Origin of the sequence: Krasilnikovia sp. MM14-A1004, from assembly GCF_047159485.1 — a bacterium.
In the GTDB taxonomy this organism is placed as follows: domain Bacteria; phylum Actinomycetota; class Actinomycetes; order Mycobacteriales; family Micromonosporaceae; genus Actinoplanes.
This window is the reverse complement of the sequence record NZ_AP038773.1, coordinates 5,971,623-5,997,492: the sequence shown is the minus strand read 5'-3', so window position 1 is coordinate 5,997,492 and position 25,870 is coordinate 5,971,623. Positions and strand designations below refer to the sequence as shown.

The following is a 25,870-nucleotide window of genomic DNA, read 5'->3' as shown; positions in this document are numbered from 1 at the left end:
GCGATGAGGGTTGGCGCGGCCCCGTCAGAGGGGGCCGCGGCCCGCGCGCAGCAGGAGCAGGGCGACCTGGGTGCCGTCGGCGCCGAGGGCCTCGCGGAAGCGCTCGACGATCTCCCGCTCGCGGGAGAGCACCAGCCGGGTGCCGCCGGAGGCCATCCGGGTACGCCCGACCTCCTGGGAGAGCCGGGCCCGCTCCAGCCACAGGTCGATCAGGGCCTGGTCGATCTCGTCGATGCGCTCACGGATCGTACGGATCTCGGTCGCGGCCTCGGTCGCGGCGGCGCCGGTCGTCGTGTCCAGCGTGTCGGCGGTCATGTCGTGCTCCTCGGGTGCGTGCGCCCCGGTCTGCCGGGCCCGGGCAGCATCAAGCCCCGGGCTGGGAAGCCCGGGGCTCGATGTAGGTCTGTCGTTCAGACGCGTCCTACGGCGGCCGGACTTCCGGTGCCATAGAAGAAAAATCGCGCCTGCTGGGTCACGCAGCCGAGTATGCCCTGGCTCCGGGCCGCTCCGCAAGGAAACGGCCCGGAGGGTGGGAATCAGGGTGTGGTGGTGATCCGGTCGACCGGGCCGGGCGCGACCGGCGCGGCACCGAGGTACGCCACCAGCGCGTCGATGTCGAAGCCGGGAGCGGTCGTGCGGTCCGTGCCCGCCGTGAAGTTGGTGAACCCGTCCCCGCCGTTGGCGAGGAAGTCGTTCGAGGTCACCCGGTAGGTGGCCGCCGGGTCGATCGCCACGCCGTCGAGCTTGAGGTCGCTGACCTTGCTGCCCGGCGCCGCGGACGCGCTCCACGTGTACGTGAGCCCCTTCGACACCTGCAGGATCTTCTGGGTGGTCTGCCCGCCGAACCCGACGAACTGCTGCTCCAGCACGTTCTTGAGCTGCGCGCCGGTCAGCGTCTGGGTGACCACGAGGTTGTTGAACGGCTGGACCGTGAACGCCTCGCCGTAGGTGACCTGGCCGTTCGCCTCGCCGCCCGAGCTGGCCTCGGCGTCGAAGTCGGCACGGATGCCGCCCGGGTTCATCAGCGCGAGCTGCGCACTCTGGTTCTTCGTGTACGCGAGCTGGCCGTCCGCGATGACGTCGCCGAGCGGGCTCTCCCCGGCCGGGTTGGCGGTGCGGACGATGTCGCCGGTGATCGAGCCCACGACGCGGTTGGCGATCGGGGCCACCGCGGTCCGGTACTTGTCCGCGACCTTCTTAGCGGCCGGGTCCACCGTGTCGGGGTTCTTCAGGAAGACGCCCTTGGCGTCCTTGAGCCAGCCGCCGTGGCCGTCGGGCACGCCGTTCTCGACGACGACGTTGTGTGCGCTCACCTCGGCGAACCGGCCGGTACGCCGGTCCAGCGTGTAGTCGATGTCCGTGATCAGCTGGCCGTTGCTGCCGGCGCTGGTGACCACGGAGGTGCCGGCGCGGTTCGGCAGCGTGCACGAGTAGAACCGGTGCGTGTGGCCGGAGACGACCAGGCTGAACTCCGGGTTGAGCCCGGCCACGATCGGCACGAGGGCGCCGGAGAAGTTGGTGCAGTCCGAGATCCCGGCGGTGGTGCCGGCGGGCGGGTTCTGCTGACCGCCCTCGTGCACGAGCAGCACCTGCGCCTTGACGCCGAACAGCTTCAGCAGGTTGCCCCACTTGTTGGCGGTCTCTACCTCGTCGGCGAAGCGGACGTTCTTGATGCCCGCCGGGTTGACGATGCCGGCGGTGCCCTCCAGCGTCAGGCCGACGAAGCCGACCGGCACGCCGCCGACGAACCGGATGTCGATGGGCGGCAGGATCGGCAGGCCGGTCTTCTTGTTGATCGTGTTGGCGGCCAGGTACGTGAAGTCCGCACCGGCGAAGCCGTCGCCGTCCTGGCAGCCGTCGACCGGGTGGCACCCGCCGCGCTGCAGGCGCAGCAGCTCGGACACGCCCTCGTCGAACTCGTGGTTGCCGACCGAGCTGATCTGCAGCCCGACCTCGTTCATCAGCTCGATGGTCGGCTCGTCGTGGAACGCGGCGCTGACCAGCGGGGTGCCGCCGACCAGGTCGCCCGCGCCGACCGTCAGGGTCTTGCGGCCCTCGGCGGAGGCCTCGGCACGCAGCTTCTTCAGCCAGGTGGCCAGGTATTCGACGCCGCCCGCGGGGACGCCGTTGACGGCCGCGCCGCTGCCGCCGGGCGGGTCGATCGCGCCGTGGAAGTCGTTGTAGCTCAGGAACTGGCCCTTGACGGTGGCGCTGAGGGGCAGTCCGTACGAGACGCCGGCGGGGGCGAGCCCGGGCAGCGGGGCCGCGGCCGCGGTGTGGCTCTGGGTCAGGGGCAGGGTGGCCGCGACCGCCAGAGCGAGGGCGGACGCCGCGAGGTGGCGCAGCGTCGCCCTGCCGCGAAGGCGAGGGTGGTTCATGTTATTTGGTCTCCCGGTAGGCATACGGTCCAGTCGATCGTCGATAGCCTCGTGCATCGACGCTGGTCACCGCTACCTCTGCCGGGTGACAACTCGATTGCGAGCGTCTGGCCCGGGCGGCGGGGGGCCCGCGTGGCGGCGAACCTGTCGGTGCCGCGACATAGACTTGCTCCCGCGATGCTAGCCCTTCCTGAGAACACACCGCCCTTGTTCACCACGCCCGCGGCGCAGGAGACTCCCGCGCGGCGTTCCCCGGCGCCACGGATCTCCCCGGAGACGCTGCTGACCGGCCTCAACGGCCCGCAGCGCGACGCGGTGACCCATGCCGGGTCGCCGCTGCTGATCGTGGCCGGTGCCGGGTCCGGCAAGACCCGTGTGCTCACCCACCGGATCGCGTACCTGCTGGCCGAGCGGGACGTGCACCCCGGCCAAATCATCGCGATCACGTTCACCAACAAGGCCGCCGGTGAGATGAAGGAGCGGGTGGCCGCGCTGGTCGGCCCGCGCGCCCGGCTGATGTGGGTCTCGACGTTCCACTCCGCGTGCGTGCGCATCCTGCGCGCCGAGCACGAGCATGCAGGGCTCAAGAGCACCTTCTCCATCTACGACGCGGACGACTCCCGTCGGCTCATGCAGCTGGTGACCCGCGAGCTGGACCTCGATCCGAAGCGCTACCCGGCGCGCGGGCTGGCCGCCCAGGTATCGAACCTGAAGAACGAGCTGGTCGAGCCGGACGACTTCACGGCCCGCGCCAAGGGGCCGACCGAGCGCGCCCTCGCCGAGGCGTACACGCTGTACCAGCGCCGCCTGAAGGAGGCGCACGCGCTGGACTTCGACGACATCATCATGACCACGGTGCACCTGCTGCAGTCGCACCCCCATGTCGCGGAGGCGTACCGGCGGCGGTTCCGGCACGTGCTGGTCGACGAATACCAGGACACCAATCATGCGCAGTACATGCTGGTCAAGGAGCTGGTCGGGCCGGCCGACGGCGAGCTTGCGCCGGGCGAGCTGTGCGTGGTCGGCGACGCGGACCAGTCGATCTACGCGTTCCGCGGCGCGACCATCCGCAACATCCTGGAGTTCGAGCGCGACTACCCGAACGCCCGCACGATCCTGCTGGAGCAGAACTACCGCTCCACCCAGACCATCCTGTCCGCGGCGAACGCGGTGATCGACCGCAACACCTCGCGCAAGCCGAAGCGGCTCTGGAGCGACCAGGGCGCGGGCGAGCAGATCGTCGGCTACGTGGCCGACACCGAACACGCCGAGGCCGACTGGGTGGCTCGGGAGATCGACCGGCTGTGCGACCACGACCAGGTGCGCCCCGGTGACGTGGCGGTGTTCTACCGCACCAACGCCCAGTCGCGGGTGTTCGAGGAGGTGTTCATCCGGGTCGGGCTGCCGTACAAGGTGGTCGGCGGGGTGCGCTTCTACGAGCGCAAGGAGGTCCGCGACGCGCTGGCGTACCTGCGGGCCGTGGTCAACGACGACGACACCGTGAGCATCCGCCGGGTCCTGAACACCCCGCGCCGGGGCATCGGCGACCGGGCGGAGGCCTGTGTCGAGGCGCTGTCCACCCGTGACCGGATCTCGTTCGGTCAGGCCCTGCGTGGGGCGAAGGACGCGCCGGGCATCTCCACCCGCGCCGCGAACTCCATCGCCGATTTCGTGACCCTGCTCGACGACGTACGCGAGCTGGCCCGCACCGCCCCGCCCGAGGAGGTCCTCGAAGCGGTGCTGCAGCGCTCCGGCCTGCTGTCCGAGCTGGAGGAGAGCCTCGACCCGCAGGACGCCGGCCGGGTGGAGAATCTGCAGGAGCTGGTCAGCGTGGCCCGCGAGTACACAGAGCGGGTGGAGGCGCAGGCCACCGATGACTCGCCCGGCGCCACCCTGGACGGCTTCCTGGAGCAGGTGGCCCTGGTGGCCGACGCCGACCAGGTGCCCACCGACGACCCGGACCATCAGGGCGTCGTCACCCTGATGACCCTGCACACGGCCAAGGGCCTGGAGTTCCCGGTGGTGTTCCTGACCGGGCTGGAGGACGGCGTCTTCCCGCACATGCGAGCACTGGGCGACAACACCGAGCTGGAGGAGGAGCGGCGGCTCGCGTACGTGGGGATCACCCGGGCCCGGCAGCGCCTCTACCTGTCCCGCGCGGTCACCCGCTCGGCCTGGGGCCAGCCGCAGTACAACCCGCCGTCGCGGTTCACCGACGAGCTGCCGACCGAACTGGTCCGCTGGGAGCGCACCGGCGGGTCGTACACGTCATGGTCCGGTACGGGCGGCGGGGTCGGCGGGCGTGGCGGCGGTGACCGCGGCCGGGGCGGCGGCTTCGCCGGGGGCACCCCGAAGGCGCGGGAGTTGGCGGGCCGCCTCGGCATCGACGCCAGCCGCCTGGCCACGGCCAGCGACCTGAAGCAGCCGCCCAAGGTGTCGGCGGGCGACCGGGTCAACCACCAGCGGTACGGCCTGGGCCGGGTGGTCACGGTCGAGGGTCACGGGCCGGGCGCTCGGGCCCAGATCGACTTCGGCGACCAGGTGATGTGGCTGGTGCTGCGGCACGCGCCGCTGGAAAAGCTCTAGCCCAGCGGCAGCGCGGGTTCCCGGCCCGGGCCGTCGGGCCTGGTCCTTCGTCGGGCCCAGTCCTTCGTCGGGCCTAGTCCTTCGGCGGGCCGGACTGCACCCCGCAGCCGCCGATGTCGACGCCGTGCTCGTGCATCCACGCGGTCGGCTCGATCGCGTTCTTGTAGTGCCCCTCGTGCACCTCGAAGTGCAGGTGCGGCCCGGTGGAATGGCCGGTGGAGCCCTCGTTGCCGATCTGCTCACCGGCCTGGACCTTCTGGCCCACCTTCACCGTGATCTTGGACATGTGTCCGTAGTGGGTGAGGTAGCCGTTGCCGTGGTCGATGAGCACTGCGTTGCCGTACCCCTCGGCGGGCCCGGCGGCGACGATGACGCCCGCCCCTGCGGCCCGGATGGGTGTGCCGTCCGGCCCGGCCAGGTCGACACCCTCGTGCATGCGACCCCAGCGCTCGCCGAAGCAGGAGGTGGTGACGGCGCCGGGCAACGGGTTGACCCAGGCCGCCGTCACGGGCACCGGCCTGGTCTTGCGGCGCGGAGCCTGCCACGACAAGCCGCCGCCGGACTGACCTCCGGACGCGGCGGGCTGCGGCGTGCCGCTGCCGGGCAGCAGGGTGATCGGCGCACCGGGCAGACCCGCGGCCCCGGCCTGCGGGGGGACGGGCATCCCGGTGGCGGCTCCGGCGGGCAGGCCGGTAGCCGTGGGGGTGGGGTCGGCGGGAGTCGGGAAGGGACTGATCTGGGTCCGGGAGGCGGGCTCCAGGTTCGCCTTGGCGGCGGCCGTCGCGGGCCCGGACGAACTCGCGGTGGCGGCGGCGACGCCCGCAACGCCGACCCCGGCGACGAGCGCGGCGGCGGTCACCACGGCGTACCGGTTGCGCTCGCCGACGACCAATGGCACCAGCGGCGTACGGGGGGCACGGTGGCCGTGCAGCGCATCGGTGCGGCGGTGGCGGCCACCCACCCGGTGCTTCGCTCGATGCTGCACGGTGGGAAGCCCTCCCTGGTCCGTTCCGTGGCCGACAATTTCCAGTCGGCGACGCGCGGCGGGCCATGAGAGAAGGGCAAATGTGATGTCGCTTACCTCCGGGCTGCACCCGGACTGCGACGCGGTGAGCGGCGGCTCAGGAGGCTTCGGAGGCCATCCCGGCGTAGATCGACTCGACCTGGAGCTTGATGTCGACGCCCCGGTCCCGCAGGAAGGTGATCGGGTCGGTCGGGTTGCCGTGCACGTGGATCTCCAGGTGCAGGTGGGTGCCGTACGAGTACCCGGTGTTGCCCACCTCGCCGATGACCTGACCGGCCTTGACGACGTCGCCGGTCTTGACCAGCACGCGACGGGAGTGCCCGTAGATCGTCTCGGTGCCGTCCGGGCTCTGGATCGTGATCGAGTAGCCGTACGCGCCGTTGTAGCCGGCGGCGGTCACCGTGCCCCCGTGCACCGCCTTGTAGGGCACCCCTTCGGGGGCGGCCAGGTCGATGCCGGCGTGCAGCTTGCCGAAGCGGATCCCGTACGGCGAGGTGAAGGTGTACTCGTCGAGGGGCAGCAGCCAGACGTCCTCGGCCTTGACCTCGCCGGCCTTGGCCGCCTTGTCGGTGCCCCGCTGCTGGCTGCGGGAGGCGCGGCCGGGGTCGGCGGCGCGGTCGGCGATCTGGCTGGAGGCGGCGGAGGCGTTCTCCAGGTTGTGCAGGACGGTCGGGCTGACCGCCTTGGCGTCCGGCATGCCGTTCGCGGCGCCCATGGCGACGACTCCGGCTCCGACGAACGCGGAGGCGGCGACGTAGGCGTAGCGGCTGCGCGGAGGGGTGGGCACGCGGCGTCGGCCGCGATAGCGATCGGGCTCAGACGACAAGCGCTGGCGCACGAACAGACCCTCCGTCGTTGACAACATGGCGGCCGCCATCAGGCGAAAAACACCAGGTGAACGCTGGCTGGCCGCGCTGTCGGACCAGGGTTAACCGGTTGACAGCCGTGGGCCACGGTAACGAAACGCAACGCGCGTCACAAGTCGCAGCGCCAATTCCCTGACACTTTCCGGGACGCATTGGGAAGCTAATGTCCGACTTCGTGACCTTTTCTGATCGACCTCGTTGCTAGCGCTGTGTAACTGCCTCCCGAGCAGATAGTCATGTGACCCGGAATACGCTTTCGGGTGCTTGCTCCGCGCGGAAGAGTTCACCGCACGCCGACCGGTAGTACGGAGCAGTAGCTTCCCGGGTTCAACGGCGGGGGGTTACCGTTCGTTCAGGAGCAGGTCGACGAAGGGGTCGCAGATGCAAGAACGGATCAGGGTCGTCGTCGCGAAGCCGGGCCTGGACGGGCACGACCGCGGGGCCAAGGTGGTCGCCCGCGCGCTGCGCGACGCCGGCATGGAGGTCGTCTACACCGGGCTGCACCAGACGCCCGAGCAGATCGTGGAGACCGCCGTGCAGGAGGACGCCGACGCGATCGGGCTCTCCGTGCTCTCCGGCGCCCACATGACGTTGTTCCGCCGCGTATTGGAACTGCTCACGGAGCGCGACGCCAGCGACATCGTGGTATTCGGCGGCGGCATCATTCCGGCCGACGACATCGTCGAATTGGAACAACTCGGAGTGGCGAAGATATTCACTCCCGGAGCGACCACCGCATCCATCATCGAATGGGTTCGCGCCAATGTCGCGGCCCCGGTCGGCTGAGCCGACTCCGGTCCTACCGCACACCCTCCCTGGCTGCGCGAAAGGGGAGAGGCCGGACGCACCCCTCACACGTCCGGCCCCTCCATGCACGACGCCCCGCCGCCACCCCTCGACCGACAGGGCATCGGCCGTCTGCTCGCCGGTGCTCAGCGCTCCGACATCACACTCAACGACGCCTTTCTCGCGGAGTTACGCGCGCTGTTACCACTTTTTCGCAGTGTCGCCGCGCGGGCGTCGCGCCTGTGCGGTCCGGCACACCGAACCCCCGCCCAGGCAGGGGCGCCGGGCCGGTCGCTAGTCTGCGGGTGAGGCCTCCCTGCAGCGCAGGAGCCGAGACTCTCTCACGCTTGCGGCGCCACTCGGCGCGCCGCGGACACAGGTCGGGACGCAAAGGTGCGGCTTGCCGTCAGCAACGCGTCGCGAGCGAAAGGGGACACGTGGACCTGTTCGAGTATCAGGGGCGCGACCTGTTCGAACGGCACGGGCTGCCCGTGCTGGGCGGCGGCGTCGCCGAGACCCCGCAGGAGGCCCGCGCCATCGCGGAGCGCCTCGGCCGGGTCGTCGTCAAGGCGCAGGTGAAGGTGGGCGGCCGCGGCAAGGCCGGCGGCGTCAAGCTCGCGGCCGACGCGGACGAGGCGCAGGCCCGGGCCGCCGACATCCTCGGCATGGACATCAAGGGCCACACCGTGCACAAGGTGATGCTGGCCGAGACCGCGGACATCGCGGACGAGTACTACTTCTCGTACCTGCTGGACCGCGCGAACCGTACGTTCCTGTGCATCGCCAGCGTGGCCGGCGGCATGGAGATCGAGCAGGTCGCCGAGGAGCAGCCGGACAAGGTCGCGAAGATTGCGATCGACGCGAACAAGGGCGTCGACGCCGCCAAGGCCCGCGAGATCGTCACCGCCGCGCAGTTCCCGGCCGAGGTGGCCGACCAGGTCGCCGACATCGCGGTGAAGCTCTGGCAGACCTTCGTCGCCGAGGACGCCACCCTGGTCGAGGTCAACCCGCTGGCCAAGACCGGCAGCGGCAAGGTGCTCTGCCTCGACGCCAAGGTCACCCTGGACGAGAACGCCGGCTTCCGGCACCCCGACCACGAGGCCCTGGTCGACCAGTCCGCGGTCGACCCGCTGGAGCAGGCCGCCAAGGCCAAGGACCTCAACTACGTCAAGCTCGACGGCGAGGTCGGCATCATCGGCAACGGCGCGGGCCTGGTCATGTCGACGCTCGACGTGGTCGCGTACGCGGGCGAGCGGCACGGCGGCGTCAAGCCGGCCAACTTCCTCGACATCGGCGGCGGCGCCAGCGCCGCGGTCATGGCCAACGGCCTGGAGATCGTGCTGTCCGACCCGTCGGTCAAGTCGGTCTTCGTCAACGTCTTCGGCGGCATCACCGCCTGCGACGAGGTCGCCAACGGCATCGTGCAGGCCCTGGCCCTGCTGGAGCAGCGCGGCGAGACGGTCACCAAGCCGCTGGTCGTACGCCTCGACGGCAACAACGCCGAGGCGGGCCGTGCCATCCTCGACGGCGCGAACAACCCGCTGGTGCAGCGGGTGGACACGATGGACGGTGCGGCTGAGCGTGCCGCTGAGCTCGCGGCTGCGGGAGTGTGACGACATGGCGATCTGGCTCACCAAGGACTCCAAGGTCATCGTCCAGGGCATGACCGGCTCGGAGGGTTCCAAGCACACCCGCCGGATGCTGGCCGCGGGCACCAACGTGGTCGGCGGTGTGAACCCCCGCAAGGCCGGCACCACCGTCGACTTCGACGGCACCAGCCTGCCCGTCTTCGCGAACGTGGCAGAGGCCATGAAGGAGACCGGCGCCGACGTCACTGTCATCTTCGTGCCGCCGCAGTTCACCAAGGCCGCCGTGGTCGAGGCCATCGACGCCGAGATCCCGCTGGCCGTCGTCATCACCGAGGGCGTGCCGGTGCAGGACTCGGCCGCGTTCTGGGCGCACAACGTGGAGCAGGGGCAGAAGACCCGCATCATCGGCCCGAACTGCCCCGGCATCGCCTCGCCGGGCGCCTCCAACGCGGGCATCATCCCCGCCGACATCACGCCCGCCGGGCGCATCGGCCTGGTCAGCAAGAGCGGCACCCTGACCTACCAGCTCATGTACGAGCTGCGCGACATCGGCTTCTCGACCTGCGTGGGTATCGGCGGTGACCCGATCATCGGCACCACCCACATCGACGCCCTCAAGGCGTTCCAGGACGACCCGGACACCGACGCCATCGTGATGATCGGTGAGATCGGTGGCGACGCCGAGGAGCGGGCGGCCGACTTCATCAAGGCGCACGTCACCAAGCCGGTCGTCGGCTACATCGCGGGCTTCACCGCGCCGCCCGGCAAGACCATGGGCCACGCGGGCGCGATCATCTCCGGTTCCGCCGGCACCGCCGACGCCAAGAAGGAGGCCCTGGAGGCAGCCGGCGTCAAGGTCGGCAAGACCCCCAGCGAGACCGCGCGGCTGATGCGCGAGGTCATGAGCTGATCCCGGTCACCAGCTCGGCGCGCCGCCGCCCGGATGCCCCGCATCCGAGCGGCGGCGCGCCGCGTTTCGGGCGTTCGTACATGGAAAACCCTCGCCGTGGTTGTTCGGGGCCGGAAAACCATCGCCGCACGCCATTCCGCGTGGAAAAGTAGGCGACGATGCCGACCACACCCGATCCTCCCGACGGTCGACGTGCCGGCTCGGAGGACCGGTTGGCGGCCGCCGAGGCGGCTCACCTGGCCGCCCGCGACACCGTGCCCCTCGACACCCGCACCCCCGCGCCGCGCCGTGATGGCTCGGCGGCGCGCGGTGACGGGCCCGCGCCCCGCCGGGACGGCTCCGCCGCTGTCGAGTTCGACCTGTTGGTCGACGTCAGCGCCGCCGGCAACCGCGAGAGCACGAACCGGGACACCGCGAACCGGGACACCGCGAACCGGGACACCGCGAACCGGGACACCGTGCGCCTGGATCCGGCCACCCGCGACACGGTGGCTCTCGACCCGCGCGACGGCTCCACACCCGACCGCTCGGGTACCGGCCGATCACGTCGGAAAGGGGCGGACCCGGAGGGCGCGGACCCTGACGGTGCAGGGCCGGACGGCCCCGAGGGGGACGACCCGGCGCGCCGGGACACCGTCCGGGTCGACGACGCCCTGCTGGCCCGGCGCGACACCGTCCGGTTGCCCGCGCCGCCCCGCCGGCCCCGGGCGCCGCTGCCGCTGGCGGCCGGCTTCGCGACGCTCTGGGCGGCGCTGCTGACGTACCTGCCGGTGGCCGCCGTCATCGGGCTCGCCCGCACGTCGGAGGGAGCCGGAGGGCTGGGCCCGGCGGCCCGCGCGGGCCTCGTCGGCTGGTTGCTCGGCAACGGCGTTCCCATCGGCACCCCGATCGGTCCGCTCGCCCTCACCCCGCTGCTGCTCACCGCGCTGGTGATCTGGCGGTTGAGCCGCGCGGGCCTGCACGTCACCCGCGCCGTCGGCGCCCGGCGTACCGGCTCGGCGCGGACTGCCCTGGCGGTCGCGGGCACGGTCGGCGCGGCGTACGCCCTGCTGGGTGCGGCGGCCGCGGCCGCGGTCGACGGCCCCGGCACTGCGGTGTCGGTGGGCCGGGCCGCGCTCACGTTCCTGCTGATCGGCGCGTTCGGGGCGCTGCTCGGTGCGCTGCACGGCACGGACGCCGTGGTCCCGCTGGCCCGGCGCGTTCCCGCGGTGCTGCGGCACGGGATCCGTACCGGCATGGTGGCCGCGCTGCTGGTGCTGGCCGCGGGCGCGGGGTTCGCGGGGCTGTCCGTCGCTGTCGGCGGCGGGCAGGCGGCGGACACCATCGCGGCGTACCGGACCGGGGTGGTGGGGCAGGCCGGGATCACCCTGGTCAGCCTCGCCTACGGGGTGAACGCCGCGGTGTGGGCGGCCGCGTACCTGCTGGGGCCGGGCTTCCTGCTGGGCACGGAATCCGCCGTACGCCTCACCGAGGTGACCGTGGGGCCGCTGCCCACCCTTCCGCTGCTGGCCGGGTTGCCGGACGGGCCGATGGGTGCCGGCGGCGCGTCGCTACTGGCCGTACCCGTATTGGCCGGAATGGTCGCGGGTGCGCTGCTGACCCGGCGGCTGGCGCGCGGCCGCGCGGCGAAGCCGGAGCGGTCGCGGGGTGAGCTGCCGCCGCCCACCGCGCCCGGCTGGCCGCTGGTGATCGGGTCGGCGCTGGTGGCGGGGCCGGTGGCGGGGCTGGTGCTGGGTGTCGCGAGCCGGTTGTCGGGCGGGTCGCTGGGCGCCGGCCGGCTGGCGCAGATCGGGCCCGTGCCCTGGCAGGTCGGGCTCGTCGCGACCGGAGTGGTCGCGGTGTCCGCCACACTCGGCGCGGCCGCGGCCCGCGCGTGGCGATCCACGCCCGACGGCCGGTGAGGGGACGCCGCCCGCGCGGGCGATCCACGCCGAGGCCCGGACGGTCGCTGGAAACGACGCAGGGCGCCCCGGCAAGCCGGGACGCCCTGTGTGCAGGTGCTGCTTAGGACTTGCCACCCATCAGGTTGCCGAGCGCGCCGGTGGCCGCCAGGATGATGTTGATGACCAGGGCGATCGCGAGGATGCCGAAGGTGACGTAGGCGAGGGTGGGCTGCTTGTTCACCTTCTTGGCCTCCATGAGGCTGAGCACGGCGAAGACGACGCCGAGCGGCCAGCAGCAGAAGGCGAAGACGATGCCGAGGACGCCCCAGAGGGTCGTCTTGTCGTTGGCCGGCTGGGCCGGCGGGCCGTAGTAGGGCGGCGGCGTGGTCACGAGTCAGATCCTCCAAGAAGGTATTCCGCACGGCATCCGTGACGGTTTTCGCATCGATCAGCGGATCGGCAGCCTAGCCGATCATTGGGCCCAATGCTGTCCCCATGCCGACCCGTGGACGAGCGTTTCTCGCGGCGGCGATAGGGTGCTCGGGTGAGAGACCCCGCGCCCGCCCGCCTGGTCGTCCTCGTCTCCGGCTCCGGCAGCAATTTGCAGGCCCTGCTCGACGCGGCTGCCGACCCCGCGTACGGGGCACGGGTCGTCGCGGTCGGCGCCGACCGGGACGGCATCGCCGGGCTCGACCGTGCCGCCGCGGCCGGGGTGCCGACCTTCGTCGACGCGGTGAAGGCGTACCCGTCGCGCGAGGACTGGGATGCCGCCCTCACCGGGCACGTCGCCGAGCACAAGCCCGACCTGGTCATCTCGGCCGGCTTCCTCAAGCTGGTCGGCCCGGCGTTCCTGGCCGCGTTCGGCGACCGGTACATCAACACCCACAACGCGCTGCTGCCCGGCTTCCCCGGCATCCACGGCCCGCGCGACGCCCTCGACTACGGGGTGAAGATCGCCGGGGCGACCCTGTTCTTCGTCGACGCCGGTGTCGACACCGGACCCATCATCGCCCAGGTCAGCGTGCCCGTGCTCGACGACGACACGGAGGAGACGCTGACCGAGCGGATCAAGGAAGCCGAGCGCCGCCAGCTCGTCGAGCAGGTCGGCCGACTGGTCCGCACGGGTTGGACCATCACGGGAAGAAAGGTCACCATCCCATGACCGACGAGGGTCGCCGTCCGATCCGGCGGGCACTGCTGAGCGTGTACGACAAGACCGGCCTGGTCGAGCTGGCGCAGGCCCTGCACGCCGCCGGAGTGCAGATCGTCTCCACCGGCAGCACCGCGGCCACCGTGGCGAACGCCGGGGTGCCGGTGATCCGGGTGGAGGACCTCACCGGTTTCCCGGAGTGCCTGGACGGCCGGGTCAAGACGCTGCACCCGCGGGTGCACGCCGGTCTGCTGGCCGACCTGCGGCTGCCCGCCCACGCCGAGCAGCTCGCCGACCTCGGGGTGGAGCCGTTCGACCTGCTGGTGTCGAACCTGTACCCGTTCACCGCGACCGTGGCGTCGGGCGCCTCCGAGGATGAGTGCGTCGAGCAGATCGACATCGGCGGGCCGGCCATGGTCCGCGCGGCGGCCAAGAACCACCAGTCCGTCGCCGTGGTGACCTCGGTCGCGGCGTACCCGCTGATCCTGGCCGCCCTCGACGAGGGCGGAAGCACCCTCGCGCAGCGCAAGCTGCTGGCGGCCCGCGCTTTCGCGGACATCGCCGAGTACGACGTGGCCGTCGCCCAGTGGTGCGCGACCACCCTGGCTCCGGCGGAGTGGCCCGAGTTCGCCGGGCTGGCGCTGCGCCGCGACACCGCCCTGCGCTACGGCGAGAACCCGCACCAGCAGGCCGCCCTGTACGTGGACCCGGCCGCCCCGGCGGGCCTGGCCCGGGCGGAGCAGCTGCACGGCAAGGAGATGTCGTACAACAACTACGTGGACGCGGACGCCGCGTGGCGCTCGGCGAACGACTTCACAGAGCCGTGCGTGGCGATCATCAAGCACGCGAACCCGTGCGGCATCGCGGTCGGCACGGACGTGGCCGAGGCGCACCGCAAGGCACACGCCTGTGACCCGACGTCCGCGTTCGGCGGCGTCATCGCTGTCAACCGCGAGGTCACGGTCGAGCTGGCCCAGCAGGTCGCGGAGATCTTCACCGAGGTGATCGTGGCGCCGTCGTTCGCCCCGGAGGCGGTCGAGGTGCTGCGGGAGAAGAAGAACCTGCGGGTGCTGGTGGCCCCGGCGTGGGCGCCCGCGCCCGCGGAGATCCGCCAGGTCGGCGGCGGGATCCTCGTGCAGACCGCGGACCGGATCGACGCGCCCGGCGACGACCCGGCCGCCTGGACGCTGGCCGCAGGGGCGCCGGCCGCCCCGGAGGTGCTGCGGGATCTGGCGTTCGCGTGGCGGGCGATCCGGTCGGTGAAGAGCAACGCGATCCTGCTGGCGCACGACGGTGCCACGGTCGGGGTCGGCATGGGCCAGGTCAACCGGGTGGACGCCGCGCATCTCGCGGTGTCGCGGGCCGGCGCCGACCGGGCCCGCGGCAGTGTGGCCGCCTCGGACGCGTTCTTCCCGTTCCCGGACGGCCTGGAGGTGCTCATCGCGGCGGGGATCTCGGCGGTGGTGCAGCCGGGCGGCTCGGTCCGGGACAACCTGGTCATCGAGGCGGCGCAGAAGGCGGGGCTGACGGTCTATCTCACCGGCACCCGGCACTTCTTCCACTGACCCGTCGTGGAGGTCGTCCGCAACGAACGCTTCACGGCCGAGGACTGGGCCCTGGTCGAGTGGGACCGCGCGCAGTACGAGGACTGCGCGTTCCACGACGTGGACTTCTCCGAGGCGCGGCTGACCGGCTGCACGTTCGCGCACTGCCACTTCGGCAACGTCCGCTTCAACGCGGCGGAGCTGATGACGTGCGCGATCCTGCAGTCGGAGTTCCAGCGGTGCTCGTTCTTCGACGCCCGGCTGACCGAGTGCAAGTTCACGGGCAGCCAGTTCGTCGACTGTGGACTGCGGCCGTTGACGGTCGAGGGCGGTGACTTCTCGTTCGTGTCGCTGCGCGGCCAGAACCTGACCGCGGCGAAGCTGGGCGGGCTGCGGCTGCGCGAGGCGGATCTGACCGGCGCCGACCTGACCCGGGTCGACCTGCGCGGCGCGGACCTGTCCGGCGCGCACCTCAAGGACGTCGTGCTCAAGGGCACGGATCTGCGCGGGGCGGACCTGAACGGGGTGGCGTTGCGCGGGGTGGACCTGACCGGCGCGAAGATCGATCTGGCGCAGGCCGCGCTGGTCGCGACCGCGTACGGTGCGGTGGTCGGCGACTGACCGCAACGTGGCAGGATCGACGCGTGACGGCGACGATTCTGGACGGCAAGGCCGCCGCGGCGGCGATCAAGGAAGACCTGCTCCAGCGGGTCAAGGCCCTCGGCGAGCGCGGGATCGTCCCCGGGCTCGGCACGGTGCTGGTCGGTGACGACCCGGGCTCACACGCGTACGTGGCCGGCAAGCACCGGGACTGCGCCGAGGTCGGCATCGCCTCGATCCGCCGCGACCTGCCCGCCGACGCCACCCAGGAGCAGGTGGAGGCGGTCGTCGCGGAGCTGAACGCGAACCAGGCCTGCCACGGCTACATCGTGCAGCTGCCCCTGCCGAAGCACCTCGACACCCAGCGTGTGCTGGAGCTGATCGACCCCGACAAGGACGCCGACGGGCTGCACCCGGTCAACCTGGGCCGCCTGGTGCTCGGCTACGACGGGCCACTGCCGTGCACGCCCCGCGGCATCGTGCACCTGCTGCGCCGCCACGACATCCCCCTCGCCGGCGCCGAGGTGACCGTGGTGGGCCGCGGCACGACCGTCGGCCGCCCGCTCGGGCTGCTGCTGAGCCGCAAGAGCGAGAACGCGACCGTGACCCTGTGCCACACCGGCACGGTCGACCTCGCCGCGCACACCCGCGCCGCGGACATCGTGATCGCCGCCATCGGCGTGCCCGGCTTCCTCACCGCCGACATGATCAAGCCCGGCGCCACCGTGGTCGACGTGGGCATCAGCCGGGTGGTGGGCTCCGACGGCAAGGGCCGGTACACCGGCGACGTGGCGCCCGAGGTCCGTGAGGTGGCCGGGGCGGTCGTGCCGATGCCCGGCGGCGTCGGCCCGATGACCCGCGCGATGCTGCTCACGAACGTGGTGGAGCGCGCCGAGTGGGATAGCTCCCGCTGACCGCCCCTGCCAGGTAAGCGATCGTTAACCGGCTGATACGGTCCGGAAAAGTCGTCCCGCTTTCCGGGAGGGCTGCTTTCCGGGAGGGAGAGGCATGGGCAAGAAGGTCACTGTCGTCGGCGCCGGATTCTACGGGTCCACGACCGCGCAGCGTCTGGCCGAGTACGACATCTTCGACACCGTGGTGCTCACCGACATCGTGGAGGGCAAGCCGGAGGGTCTCGCGCTGGACCTGAACCAGTCGCGGCCGGTCGAGGGCTTCGAGACCAAGGTCGTCGGCGCCACCACCGGTCCGAACGGTGAGGGGTACGAGGCCATCGAGGGCTCGGACGTCGTCATCATCACCGCCGGGCTGCCCCGCAAGCCGGGCATGAGCCGGATGGACCTGCTCGGCGTCAACGCCAAGATCGTCCGTCAGGTATCGGAGAACGTCGCCAAGTACGCCCCGAACGCCGTGGTCATCGTGGTCTCGAACCCGCTGGACGAGATGACCGCCCTGGCCCAGATCGCCACCCAGTTCCCGAAGAACCGGGTCCTCGGCCAGGCCGGCATGCTCGACACGGCCCGGTTCACGCACTTCGTCGCCGAGACGCTGAGCGTCAAGATCGGCGACGTGCAGACGCTGACCCTGGGCTCGCACGGCGACACCATGGTGCCGGTGCCCAGCCGCTGCACGGTCAACGGCAAGCCGCTCGCCGAGCTGCTGCCCGCTGACAAGATCGAGGAGCTGGTCACCCGTACCCGCAACGGCGGTGCCGAGGTCGTGGCGCTGCTGAAGACCGGTTCGGCGTACTACGCGCCGTCCGCCGCCGCGGCCCGCATGGCCAAGGCGGTCGCCGAGGACTCCGGCGCGGTCATGCCGGTCTGCGCGTGGGTCGACGGCGAGTACGGCATCTCCGGCGTCTACCTGGGCGTCGAGGCCGAGATCGGCGCCGAGGGCGTGCGCCGGGTCGTCGAGACCAAGCTGACGGACTCGGAGCTGGCCGGCCTCAAGGAGGCCGCCGAGGCCGTCCGCGCCAAGCAGGCCGACGTCGCCGACCTCTGAGTCGCCACACGAAAGGCCGGGGCCACGCAGCCCCGGCCTTTTCGTGTACGCGGAAGCTAGCGCCGCAGTGGGAACGAGTCCTGGTCGTCGTCCACGTCGTAGATCGGTCCGGCGGCCTCCACCGTCGGGGGCGGCGCACCCTCGATGACCTCCGCGATGCCCGGCCGCCCCGCCTCGACCACGAACTGGGCGGCGGTACGCAGGTTCGCGGTGTGCGCCCACACCGTGTCGACCACGCGCAGGCTGCTCAGCAGGCGCTGGGAGTCCAGGTCGCAGACGACGTAGCCGCGCTGGTTGTCGATGAAGCGCCAGTGCGGGCTCTCCGCCATGATCGGGTCGTACGCGGCGTGGAACCTGGCCGTGTCCGGGTCACCGCCCGAGCTGATCGAGGTGCCGGTGAGTTCGGCGCCGACCACGGGCGTCGCCGGGTCGTCGAAGTCGGGGCGCAGGTCGCTGACCCAGGTGCAGTGCCGGTCGCCGGTCAGCACCACCGGATTGGCGACCAGTCCGCTGCCGAACAGCTCCAGCAGCCGGCGGCGCTGGACCCGGTAGCCGTCCCAGTTGTCGAACGAGAAGACCTGCTCCGGCCCGGCCCGGCGGTCGTTCTGGGCCCACATCACCAGGTTGGCCAGCAGGTTCCAGTGGGTGCCGTACGACTGGAGGCCCTCGGTGAGCCAGCGTTCCTGCTCCGGCCCGGTCATCGTGAGGGCGGGGTCCAGGGCGGCGGCGAGGGTGGTGGGCTGGTCGCTGCGGAACTGGCGGGTGTCCAGGACGTGCAGGGTGGTCAGCGACCCGAACCGCAGCCTGCGGTAGACCCGGATGTCCGGCCCGTGCGGCCGCGAGGTGCGGCGCAGCGGCATGTGCTCGTAGTACGCCTGGAACGCGGCGGCCTTGCGGGCCCGGAACGCCTCCGCTGTCTGCTTGTCCGGGTCCTGCGGGACCCCGTCTGCCCAGTTGTTGTCGACCTCGTGGTCGTCGAACGTGACGATCCACGGGAAGGCGGCATGGACGGCCTGCAGGTCAGGGTCGGTCTTGTATTGGGCGTGCCGGTTGCGGTACTGCTCCAGCGTGTACGGCTCGTCGGTGCCCTCGTGCTGGCGGACGGCCGCCGGATTGGGCCTGCCCTCGTAGATGTAGTCCCCGAGGAACGCCACGAAGGCCAGGTCCTCGTCGACCAGGCGCTGGTACGCGGTGTAGTACCCGCCCTGCCAGTCCTGGCAGCTGGCGAACGCGAAGCGCAGCCGCGACGGCGACGAATGGGCGGCCGGTGCCGTCCGGGTCCGCCCCACCGGGGACACCTGGTAGCCCGCCCGGAAGCGGTAGTGGTAGTCGGTGTCGGGGCGCAGGCCGCGGACGTCGACGTGCACGCAGTGGGCCTGTTCGGGCCGGGCGACGGCGACCCCGCTCCGGATCACCTGGCGGAACGACGGGTCCGCCGCCACCTCCCAGGCCACCGGCACGTCCCGGGCGGGCATCCCGCCGCCGGTGGCGGGTTGCGGGGCCAGGCGCGTCCACAGCACCACGCCGTCGGGCAGCGGGTCGCCCGAGGCGACCCCGAGGGTGAAGACGCCCTCGGGCACGCCGGCGTCGGTGCCGTTGCGGATCCGGGCGTACGCGCCGGCGGGCGTGACCAGGAGGGGGCCGGCGACGGCCGCGACGGCGGCGGTGGAGACGAACCGGCGGCGGCTGACGGGAAACTCGAACCCTTCAGTTCGCGACATACCTCAAGCTAACGGCTTGTCTGCTATGCCACAAAGATCGCCATTCACACCATTTACCAGATCCCCCCCAATGAGTGGGGGCCGGTTGTCGGCTACGGCCGCAGGGGGAAGCTCTGTTGGTCGTCGTGCACGTCGTAGACCGGTCCCAGTAGCGGTGCGCGGAACGCGGGGGCGACGTGCTCGTCCACCTCCGCGATGCCCGGCCGCCCGGCCTCCACCACGAACTGGGCGGCCGTGCTGACCGTCGCCGACTGCGCCCACACGGTGCTGACCACCCGCAGGCTGCTCAGCAGGCGCTGGTCGTCCGCGTCGCAGACGACGTAGCCGCGCCGGTTGTCGATGTAGCGCCAGTGCGGGCTCTCCCGCTTGATCGGGTCGTACTGGGCGTGGAACGCGGCCACGTCGGGGTTGCCGCCCGAGCTGATCGACGTGCCGGTGATCTCGGCGCCGACCACCGGCGTGGCCGGGTTGTCGAAGTCGGTGCGCAGATCGCACACCCACGTGCAGTGCCGGTCGCCGGTCAGCACGACCGGGTTGGCGACCCGCCCGGTGCCGAACAGTTCCAGCAGGCGCCGCCGCTGGACCCGGTAGCCGTCCCAGTTGTCGAAGTCGAAGACCTGATCCGGCCCGGCCTTGCGGTCGTTCTGCGCCCACATCACCTGGTTGGCCAGCAGGTTCCAGGTGGCCCCGGAGGTCTGCAGGCCGTCGGTGAGCCAGCGCTCCTGGTCCGGCCCGGTCATCGTCAGGCCGGGGTTCTGGGCGGCGGCGAGGGTGGCGGGCTGGTCGCTGCGGTACTGCCGGGTGTCCAGCACGTGCACGCTGGCCAGGGACCCGAACCGCAGCCGCCGGTACACCTGCATGTCCAGCCCGGACGGCAGCGAGCTGCGGCGCAGCGGCATGTGCTCGTAGTACGCCTGGAACGCGGCGGTCCGGCGGGCCCGGAATGCCGACGGCGACTGCTGGTCGGGGTCCTGCGGGATCTCGTCGGCCCAGTTGTTGTCGATCTCGTGGTCGTCGAGCGTGACGATCCACGGGAACGCGGCATGGGCGGCCTGCAGGTCCGGGTCGGTCCGGTAGCGCGCATGCCGGTTGCGGTACGCCACCAGCCCGGTCGGCTCGCCGGTGCCCTCGTGGTGCCGGATCGCGGACGGGTTGGCCGGGCTCTCGTAGATGTAGTCGCCGAGGAACGCCACGAACGCGAGGTCCTCGGCGGCCATGTGCCGGTACGCGGTGTAGTACCCGGCCTGGTAGTCCTGGCAGCTGGCGTACGCGAAGCGCAGCCGCGACGGCCGGGCGTCGGCCGCCGGTGCGGTCCGGGTCCGGCCCGCCGGGGAGATCTGGTCGCCCGCCTTGAACCGGTAGTGGTAGACGGCGTCCGGGCGCAGGCCCTGGACCTCGACGTGCACGGAGTGGCCGTACTCGGGGGTGGCGGTGGCCGAGCCGCGCTGGACGACCCGGCTGAAGCCGGGATCCTCGGCGACCTCCCAGTCCACCGCGAAGTTCTGCGCGGGCATCCCGCCGCCGGTGGTGGGCTGCGGGGCGAGGCGGGTCCAGAGCACCACGCCGTCGGGCAGCGGGTCGCCGGAGGCGACGCCGAGCGTGAAGACGCCGGCCGGTAGGGGTGTGCCGAGGCCGTTGCGGATGCGCGTGTACCCGCGGCCGGGGGTGATCAGCAGGGGGCCGGCGGCGACGGCGGCGGCCCCGGCGACGAAGCGGCGTCGGCTGACGGGGAACGAGAACCTCGAAGACAGCGACATACATCGATGGAACCTGCCGTCGGTTACGTCACAGGGAACGGTATTCGCCCCACTGAACGTCCGCCTTGGAAAGGCGGGGTATCTTGCGGAATCGGGGTGGTCACGGACGGGGTCGGCGATGATCTCCCACCGTTAGGCAGTACGCTCGTACTGCTAAAACATGTGTCCCGGGAGAGGAGCGCCGGCCGATGGCGAAAATCAAGGTCAAAAACCCGGTCGTGGAGCTCGACGGCGACGAGATGACCCGGATCATCTGGAAGCAGATCCGTGAGCAGCTGATCCTGCCCTACCTCGACGTCGACCTCGAGTACTACGACCTGTCGATCCAGCACCGCGACGAGACCGACGACCAGGTCACGATCGACGCGGCGAACGCCATCAAGCGGCACGGCGTCGGCGTGAAGTGCGCCACGATCACCCCGGACGAGGCCCGCGTGGACGAGTTCGGCCTGAAGAAGATGTGGAAGTCCCCGAACGGGACGATCCGCAACATCCTCGGCGGCGTCGTCTTCCGCGAGCCGATCATCATGTCGAACGTACCCCGGCTCGTACCGGGCTGGACGAAGCCGATCGTGATCGGCCGGCACGCCCACGGCGACCAGTACAAGGCCACGGACTTCGTCGCGCCCAAGGCGGGCAAGCTGACGATGACCTTCACCCCGGACGACGGCTCCGCGCCGATGGAGTTCCACGTCGCGGACTTCCCCGGCGGCGGCGTCGGCCAGGCCATGTACAACTTCGACGAGTCCATCCGGGACTTCGCGCGCGCCTCGTTCCGCTACGGCCTGGCCCGCAACTACCCGGTCTACCTGTCGACCAAGAACACGATCCTCAAGGCGTACGACGGCCGGTTCAAGGACCTGTTCGCGGAGATCTTCGAGACGGAGTTCGCGGACGACTTCAAGGCGGCCGGGATCACGTACGAGCACCGCCTGATCGACGACATGGTCGCCGCCGCGATGAAGTGGGAGGGCGGCTACGTCTGGGCCTGCAAGAACTACGACGGCGACGTGCAGTCCGACACCGTGGCCCAGGGCTTCGGCTCGCTCGGCCTGATGACCTCGGTGCTGATGACCCCGGACGGCAAGACCGTCGAGGCCGAGGCCGCCCACGGCACCGTCACCCGGCACTACCGGCAGTGGCAGAAGGGCGAGAAGACCTCGACCAACCCGATCGCCTCGATCTTCGCCTGGACCGGTGGCCTCAAGCACCGCGGCAAGCTGGACGGGACCCCGGCGGTCACCGAGTTCGCCGAGGCCGTCGAGCGGGTCTGCGTCGAGACCGTCGAGGGTGGACAGATGACCAAGGACCTGGCGCTGCTCATCTCCCGGGACGCGCCATGGCTGACCACCGACGAGTTCATGAACGCGCTGGAGGCGAACCTGGGGGGCAAGCTCGGCTGACGAGCTGCCGTACCGAAAGACATTCCGGCCCGGCGGCATTCGTTCCCGCCGGGCCGTGTCGTTGCCGATGTGGCATGATCCAAAGTCGGGGCAAACTAGGTGTTTAGCGCGCGTAACCCAGGAGTATGGCCCTCGTTTCTTTAGGCAGAACGGATGCAGGCGGTGCCGCTCAAGGGTCGCCCGCCGGTCCGGCCGCCTTGTCCCGGGCGCCGACCGGTTCTCTTGATTCCGGTAACCGCCAGTGGGCGTGCTGCAGCGCGTCTGCCGTCCCTTCCCATGCGGGGGGCCTTGTCCCGGGCCCCCCGCCCCCCAACTCTCAGCCGACGTTCAGCCGGACGAAGATGTCCTTGGCGTTGTTGGTGTCCCCGTCGACCAGGTCCGACGCCTCGGACTTGAAGACGAGGTGCTTGCCGTTGCGGCTGAACCGTCCGCCCCAGCTTTCGCCGTTGGGGTAGCCGCCCGCGGGCGTCAGGGTGACCCGGCGGGTGGTCTGCGCGTCCAGGTCCCGGATGAAGATTCCCAGCGGGTGGGGGTCCTTGGCGGAGTAGACCTGGAACGCGACGTGCCGCCCATCGGCGCTGATCCGAGCGAACTCGGTGAAGTCGTCGTCGTAGGCGACGCCGTCGCGCACGCTGGCCAGCGTCGTCGTCCCCTCGACCAGGTCACGCACGTACGCCTGGTACCGGCCTTCGGTGACTCCCGGCACGAGGTTCTTCGCCAGCGACGTGAACGCGACGTACCGTCCGTCCGCGCTGATCGACGTCCCGTAGCTGCTCGCGTCCGCCTGCGCGCCGGAGCCGGACACCGAGGTGCGCACGGTGGTGCCGGTCTGCAGGTCCCGGACGAACGAGTCGGTCTTGCCGTTGGTGTCGCCCGCCACCAGGTTCGTGGCGCCCGAGTCGAATGCGATGTAGCGGCCCCCGGACGTGACAGACAGGTTGTCGAAGCCGTAGCCGTCGTCCTGGAGTGGTGACCCGTCGAACGACTCGCTCACCAGCACGGTGCGCCCGGTCGTCAGGTCCCGCAGGTACACGTCCGGCCGGGTGTCGGTGTCGCCCGCCACGAGCGGGGCCCAGGACTCGAAGGCGACGAAGCGACCGTCGGCGCTGATGGCCGGTCGGGAGCTCTCCGTCCCGGCCTGACCGCCGGTCTCGGGGAGGCTCACCCGGGTGGTGGTACCGGCGACCGTGTCCCGCAGGAACACGTCGTAGGCGTCGTTCGTGTCGTCCGCCACGAGGTTCGGCGCGCGCGAGATGAAGACGACGTACCGTCCGTCGGCGCTCATCGACGGCTCACCGCTGTAGCTGCCCCGCGTCGTCTGCTCACCGGAGCTGGAGACGCTGAGCCGGGTCGTCACGTCAGCGACGCTGTCGCGCAGGAACACGTCCCACGCGCCGTTCGTGTCGCCGGGGACCAGATCCGTCGCGTTGGAGGAGAACACTGTGAAGCGGCCGTCGTCACTCACCGCCGCGTCGTCGAACTGCGCGCCCGACACCTCGGCACTGCCGGTCTTCACGCTCGCCCTGATGTATGTCGGCGCCGGCTCCTGCGCCGCCGCGGGTGCCCCGGTCACCACCAGGCCCGCCAACGCGATGCCGGCGGCCAGCACGCCACGAGAATGCATATTCATCGCTACTGGAATTCCTTCCGAGAGGTTCCCCGGGCGCACCCATGCGGGATGCACCCGGGCTACGCCCGGAGCGTAGGGAAGGATCTTTGGGTGGCCTGTGGGTCGCGGTTCAGCAGGCGTCGCGCAGCATCCGGGCGGCCGTCTCGGGCACGATGTCGTTGACGAAGACCCCCATCGCGGACTCGGATCCGGCCAGGAACTTCAGCTTGTCGGCGGCCCGCCGGATGCTGAACACCTGCAGGTGCAGGTAGCCCAGCTCGCGGCCCGCGCCGATGACCGCCTGATGCCACGCGGCGATGTACGGCATCGGCTGGCCGAACAGCGCGTCGAGGCGCCGCAACACGTCCAGGTACAGCGGGGCGAACGCGTCGCGTTCCGCGTCGTCGAGCGCGGGCAGGTCCGCCACCTGCCGGTGCGGAGCCACCTGCACCTCGAACGGCCAGCGCGCGGCGGCCGGCACGTACGCCGTCCAGTACTCGTTGGCCGCGACGACCCGTACCTGTGCCTTCTGCTCGGCCGCGAGCACGTCGGCGTACAGATTGCGCCCCGTCGTGGCCGCGTGGCGGCGGGCCGCGCCCAGCATCGCCCGGGTGCGCGGCGGCACCATCGGGTACGCGTAGATCTGGCCGTGCGGGTGGTGCAGGGTCACGCCGATCTCGACGCCGCGGTTCTCGAACGGGAAGACCTGCGCGACGCCGGGCAGCGCGGACATCAGTTCGGTGCGGTCGGCCAGCGCGTCGATCACGGTGCGGACCCGCTCCGGCGACAGGGCGCCGAACGAGCTGGTGTGGTCGCTGGTGAAGCAGACCACCTCGCAGCGCCCGATGCCCGGACGCACCGGGACGGCCTCGGTCAGCTCGGTGATCTCGTCCGGCGCGACCCGGTCGCTGAACGACGGGAACTGGTTCTCGAAGACCACCACGTCGTAGTCGTCCGCGGGGATCTCACTGGCGAAGTCCGGGGTGGACGGACACAGCGGGCACCTGTCGCTGGGCGGCAGGAAGGTCCGGGTCTGCCGGTGCGCGGCGACCGCGACCCACTCGTCGACCAGCGGGTCCAGCCGCAGCTGCGAGGCGGGCGGCGGGGGCGGCAGGTGGCGCCGATCCGCCTGCGAACGGTCCGTACCCGGCTTCTCGTCGAAGTAGATGAGTTCCCGGCCGTCGGACAGCGCGATCGCGGTGCGCTGGGCGATCACGGACCGGTCACCACGATCAGCTCGGCGACCTGCTCCGCCAGCAGGTCCCGGGCCGCGGCGTCCAGGCCGTCGTCGGTGATGAGTACGTCGGCGGCCTCCAGCGGCACGATCGAGGAGATGCCGACCGTGCCCCACTTGGTGTGGTCGGCCAGCACCACGAGGCGTTCCGCCGCCTCGACCAGCGCCCGGTTGACCTCCGCCTCCATCAGGTTCGGGGTGGTGTAGCCGGCCCGTTCGCTCATCCCGTGCACGCCCAGGAACAGCATGTCCAGGTGCAGCTTGCCGATCGCGGAGACCGCGACCGGCCCGACCAGCGCGTCGGACGGGGTACGGGTGCCGCCGGTGAGCACCACGGTCTGATCGGGACGCCCGGCCCGGTAGAAGATGTCCGCCACCGGGATCGAGTTGGTCACCACGGTCAGCTCCGGCACGTCGACCAGGCGCTGGGCCAGCCCCGCGGTGGTGGTGCCCGCGGACAGCGCGATGGCGTCACCGGGCGACACCAGCGTCGCGGCGCGCATCGCCATCGCGGCCTTCTCCGTACGCTGGCGTACCGACTTTGCGGCGAATCCCGGCTCGTGCGCCGAGCCCGGGGTCACCGTGGTGGCCCCGCCGTGTACCTTCTCCAGCAGTCCGCGGTCGGCCAGGGCCTCCAGGTCGCGCCGGATCGTCATGTCGGAGACGCCGTACTCGGTGGCGAGTTCGCTCACCCGGACGCCGCCCGAGGCGCGGACCCGGTCCAGAATCGCCGCCTGCCGTTGCTGCGCCAGCATCAGCGGACCCCGCGCCTACGTCGGATCGCCTCGCCGCACCGGATCAACCGCACTGAATCGAACACGTGCGAACATTACCTGGCGATCGGGTGTGCGCAAAAGAGTGACCTTCGCCG

General features: G+C 71.3%; 21 protein-coding genes. 11 read left to right on the top strand and 10 right to left on the bottom strand.

Annotated features, from left to right (window positions below; genetic code table 11):
* Nucleotides 1-24: 24 nt before the first annotated feature.
* Both ACMCNN_RS25840 and ACMCNN_RS25835 read right to left on the bottom strand, forming a co-directional pair.
* Nucleotides 25-315: a chorismate mutase gene (locus ACMCNN_RS25840; RefSeq protein WP_412743106.1), complete on the bottom strand. Its 291-nt coding sequence runs from the start codon at nt 313-315 to the stop codon at nt 25-27.
* Between the two features lie 221 nt (nt 316-536).
* Entirely contained in the window at nt 537-2,378 is a 1,842-nt protein-coding gene (locus ACMCNN_RS25835) for a bifunctional metallophosphatase/5'-nucleotidase (protein WP_412743105.1), read from the bottom strand.
* A gap of 177 nt (nt 2,379-2,555) precedes the next feature.
* On the opposite strand from ACMCNN_RS25835, the gene pcrA reads away from it, so the two are divergent.
* Nucleotides 2,556-4,964, top strand: a complete 2,409-nt coding sequence (pcrA, locus tag ACMCNN_RS25830) for a DNA helicase PcrA (protein ID WP_412743104.1) — start codon at nt 2,556-2,558, stop codon at nt 4,962-4,964.
* A gap of 73 nt (nt 4,965-5,037) precedes the next feature.
* On the opposite strand, the gene ACMCNN_RS25825 is transcribed toward pcrA, so the two are convergent.
* Nucleotides 5,038-5,949 (bottom strand): M23 family metallopeptidase, encoded by a 912-nt coding sequence (locus ACMCNN_RS25825; protein WP_412743103.1) that lies wholly within the window; start codon nt 5,947-5,949, stop codon nt 5,038-5,040.
* Between the two features lie 136 nt (nt 5,950-6,085).
* Complete coding sequence (locus ACMCNN_RS25820; RefSeq protein ID WP_412747266.1) at nt 6,086-6,826, bottom strand: M23 family metallopeptidase; 741 nt, start codon at nt 6,824-6,826, stop codon at nt 6,086-6,088.
* A gap of 409 nt (nt 6,827-7,235) precedes the next feature.
* On the opposite strand from ACMCNN_RS25820, the gene ACMCNN_RS25815 reads away from it, so the two are divergent.
* From ACMCNN_RS25815 to ACMCNN_RS25800, 4 genes are all read left to right on the top strand, one after another.
* Nucleotides 7,236-7,640 carry a cobalamin B12-binding domain-containing protein gene (locus ACMCNN_RS25815; RefSeq protein WP_412743102.1) on the top strand — a complete coding sequence of 135 codons (405 nt, stop codon included), beginning with the start codon at nt 7,236-7,238 and terminating at the stop codon, nt 7,638-7,640.
* Nucleotides 7,641-8,077: 437 nt separating this feature from the next.
* Nucleotides 8,078-9,253, top strand: coding sequence for an ADP-forming succinate--CoA ligase subunit beta (gene sucC / locus ACMCNN_RS25810; protein ID WP_412743101.1), 1,176 nt, complete (start codon nt 8,078-8,080; stop codon nt 9,251-9,253).
* A 4-nt stretch (nt 9,254-9,257) separates the two neighbouring features.
* Complete coding sequence (gene sucD / locus ACMCNN_RS25805; RefSeq protein ID WP_412743100.1) at nt 9,258-10,139, top strand: succinate--CoA ligase subunit alpha; 882 nt, start codon at nt 9,258-9,260, stop codon at nt 10,137-10,139.
* A 158-nt stretch (nt 10,140-10,297) separates the two neighbouring features.
* Nucleotides 10,298-12,040, top strand: a complete 1,743-nt coding sequence (locus tag ACMCNN_RS25800) for a DUF6350 family protein (protein WP_412743099.1) — start codon at nt 10,298-10,300, stop codon at nt 12,038-12,040.
* Between the two features lie 103 nt (nt 12,041-12,143).
* Here the strand turns inward: ACMCNN_RS25800 and ACMCNN_RS25795 are convergent, their stop codons facing one another.
* Nucleotides 12,144-12,413 carry a DUF4190 domain-containing protein gene (locus ACMCNN_RS25795; protein ID WP_412743098.1) on the bottom strand — a complete coding sequence of 90 codons (270 nt, stop codon included), beginning with the start codon at nt 12,411-12,413 and terminating at the stop codon, nt 12,144-12,146.
* A gap of 153 nt (nt 12,414-12,566) precedes the next feature.
* On the opposite strand from ACMCNN_RS25795, the gene purN reads away from it, so the two are divergent.
* The 5 genes from purN (at nt 12,567) to mdh (ending at nt 17,275) form a co-directional block, all read left to right on the top strand.
* A complete protein-coding gene (gene purN / locus ACMCNN_RS25790; protein WP_412743097.1) occupies nt 12,567-13,184 on the top strand; it encodes a phosphoribosylglycinamide formyltransferase in 618 nt (205 codons plus the stop codon).
* On the top strand, nt 13,181-14,737 hold the full coding sequence (gene purH, locus ACMCNN_RS25785) for a bifunctional phosphoribosylaminoimidazolecarboxamide formyltransferase/IMP cyclohydrolase (protein WP_412743096.1): 1,557 nt from the start codon (nt 13,181-13,183) through the stop codon (nt 14,735-14,737). The genes purN and purH overlap by 4 nt, the downstream gene beginning before the upstream one ends.
* A gap of 6 nt (nt 14,738-14,743) precedes the next feature.
* On the top strand, nt 14,744-15,337 hold the full coding sequence (locus tag ACMCNN_RS25780; protein ID WP_412743095.1) for a pentapeptide repeat-containing protein: 594 nt from the start codon (nt 14,744-14,746) through the stop codon (nt 15,335-15,337).
* A 23-nt stretch (nt 15,338-15,360) separates the two neighbouring features.
* Nucleotides 15,361-16,230 (top strand): bifunctional methylenetetrahydrofolate dehydrogenase/methenyltetrahydrofolate cyclohydrolase, encoded by an 870-nt coding sequence (locus tag ACMCNN_RS25775; RefSeq protein ID WP_412743094.1) that lies wholly within the window; start codon nt 15,361-15,363, stop codon nt 16,228-16,230.
* A 94-nt stretch (nt 16,231-16,324) separates the two neighbouring features.
* Complete coding sequence (gene mdh, locus ACMCNN_RS25770; RefSeq protein ID WP_412743093.1) at nt 16,325-17,275, top strand: malate dehydrogenase; 951 nt, start codon at nt 16,325-16,327, stop codon at nt 17,273-17,275.
* Between the two features lie 56 nt (nt 17,276-17,331).
* Here the strand turns inward: mdh and ACMCNN_RS25765 are convergent, their stop codons facing one another.
* Together ACMCNN_RS25765 and ACMCNN_RS25760 are read right to left on the bottom strand one after the other, a co-directional pair.
* Nucleotides 17,332-18,996 carry an alkaline phosphatase D family protein gene (locus ACMCNN_RS25765; protein WP_412743092.1) on the bottom strand — a complete coding sequence of 555 codons (1,665 nt, stop codon included), beginning with the start codon at nt 18,994-18,996 and terminating at the stop codon, nt 17,332-17,334.
* Between the two features lie 92 nt (nt 18,997-19,088).
* Nucleotides 19,089-20,753, bottom strand: coding sequence for an alkaline phosphatase D family protein (locus ACMCNN_RS25760; protein WP_412743091.1), 1,665 nt, complete (start codon nt 20,751-20,753; stop codon nt 19,089-19,091).
* Nucleotides 20,754-20,941: 188 nt separating this feature from the next.
* Between ACMCNN_RS25760 and ACMCNN_RS25755 the strand changes: the two genes are divergently transcribed.
* Entirely contained in the window at nt 20,942-22,156 is a 1,215-nt protein-coding gene (locus tag ACMCNN_RS25755; protein ID WP_412743090.1) for an NADP-dependent isocitrate dehydrogenase, read from the top strand.
* Between the two features lie 316 nt (nt 22,157-22,472).
* On the opposite strand, the gene ACMCNN_RS25750 is transcribed toward ACMCNN_RS25755, so the two are convergent.
* From ACMCNN_RS25750 to ACMCNN_RS25740, 3 genes are all read right to left on the bottom strand, one after another.
* On the bottom strand, nt 22,473-23,786 hold the full coding sequence (locus ACMCNN_RS25750) for a TolB family protein (RefSeq protein WP_412743089.1): 1,314 nt from the start codon (nt 23,784-23,786) through the stop codon (nt 22,473-22,475).
* Between the two features lie 109 nt (nt 23,787-23,895).
* Nucleotides 23,896-24,981 (bottom strand): galactose-1-phosphate uridylyltransferase, encoded by a 1,086-nt coding sequence (gene galT, locus ACMCNN_RS25745; RefSeq protein WP_412743088.1) that lies wholly within the window; start codon nt 24,979-24,981, stop codon nt 23,896-23,898.
* A complete protein-coding gene (locus ACMCNN_RS25740; protein WP_412743087.1) occupies nt 24,978-25,754 on the bottom strand; it encodes a DeoR/GlpR family DNA-binding transcription regulator in 777 nt (258 codons plus the stop codon). Before ACMCNN_RS25740 ends, galT begins: the two co-directional genes overlap by 4 nt.
* Between the last annotated feature and the right edge of the window lie 116 nt (nt 25,755-25,870).

Excerpts from the sequence above, each read along its gene's own strand:
- ACMCNN_RS25840 (WP_412743106.1), bottom strand. The coding sequence starts at position 315 with ATGACCGCCGACACGCTGGACACGACGACCGGCGCCGCCGCGACCGAG.
- ACMCNN_RS25835 (WP_412743105.1), bottom strand. The coding sequence starts at position 2,378 with ATGAACCACCCTCGCCTTCGCGGCAGGGCGACGCTGCGCCACCTCGCG.
- pcrA (WP_412743104.1), top strand. The coding sequence starts at position 2,556 with ATGCTAGCCCTTCCTGAGAACACACCGCCCTTGTTCACCACGCCCGCG.
- ACMCNN_RS25815 (WP_412743102.1), top strand. The coding sequence starts at position 7,236 with ATGCAAGAACGGATCAGGGTCGTCGTCGCGAAGCCGGGCCTGGACGGG.
- sucD (WP_412743100.1), top strand. The coding sequence starts at position 9,258 with ATGGCGATCTGGCTCACCAAGGACTCCAAGGTCATCGTCCAGGGCATG.
- ACMCNN_RS25800 (WP_412743099.1), top strand. The coding sequence starts at position 10,298 with ATGCCGACCACACCCGATCCTCCCGACGGTCGACGTGCCGGCTCGGAG.
- purH (WP_412743096.1), top strand. The coding sequence starts at position 13,181 with ATGACCGACGAGGGTCGCCGTCCGATCCGGCGGGCACTGCTGAGCGTG.
- mdh (WP_412743093.1), top strand. The coding sequence starts at position 16,325 with ATGGGCAAGAAGGTCACTGTCGTCGGCGCCGGATTCTACGGGTCCACG.
- ACMCNN_RS25765 (WP_412743092.1), bottom strand. The coding sequence starts at position 18,996 with ATGTCGCGAACTGAAGGGTTCGAGTTTCCCGTCAGCCGCCGCCGGTTC.
- ACMCNN_RS25760 (WP_412743091.1), bottom strand. The coding sequence starts at position 20,753 with ATGTCGCTGTCTTCGAGGTTCTCGTTCCCCGTCAGCCGACGCCGCTTC.
- ACMCNN_RS25755 (WP_412743090.1), top strand. The coding sequence starts at position 20,942 with ATGGCGAAAATCAAGGTCAAAAACCCGGTCGTGGAGCTCGACGGCGAC.
- ACMCNN_RS25750 (WP_412743089.1), bottom strand. The coding sequence starts at position 23,786 with ATGAATATGCATTCTCGTGGCGTGCTGGCCGCCGGCATCGCGTTGGCG.
- ACMCNN_RS25740 (WP_412743087.1), bottom strand. The coding sequence starts at position 25,754 with ATGCTGGCGCAGCAACGGCAGGCGGCGATTCTGGACCGGGTCCGCGCC.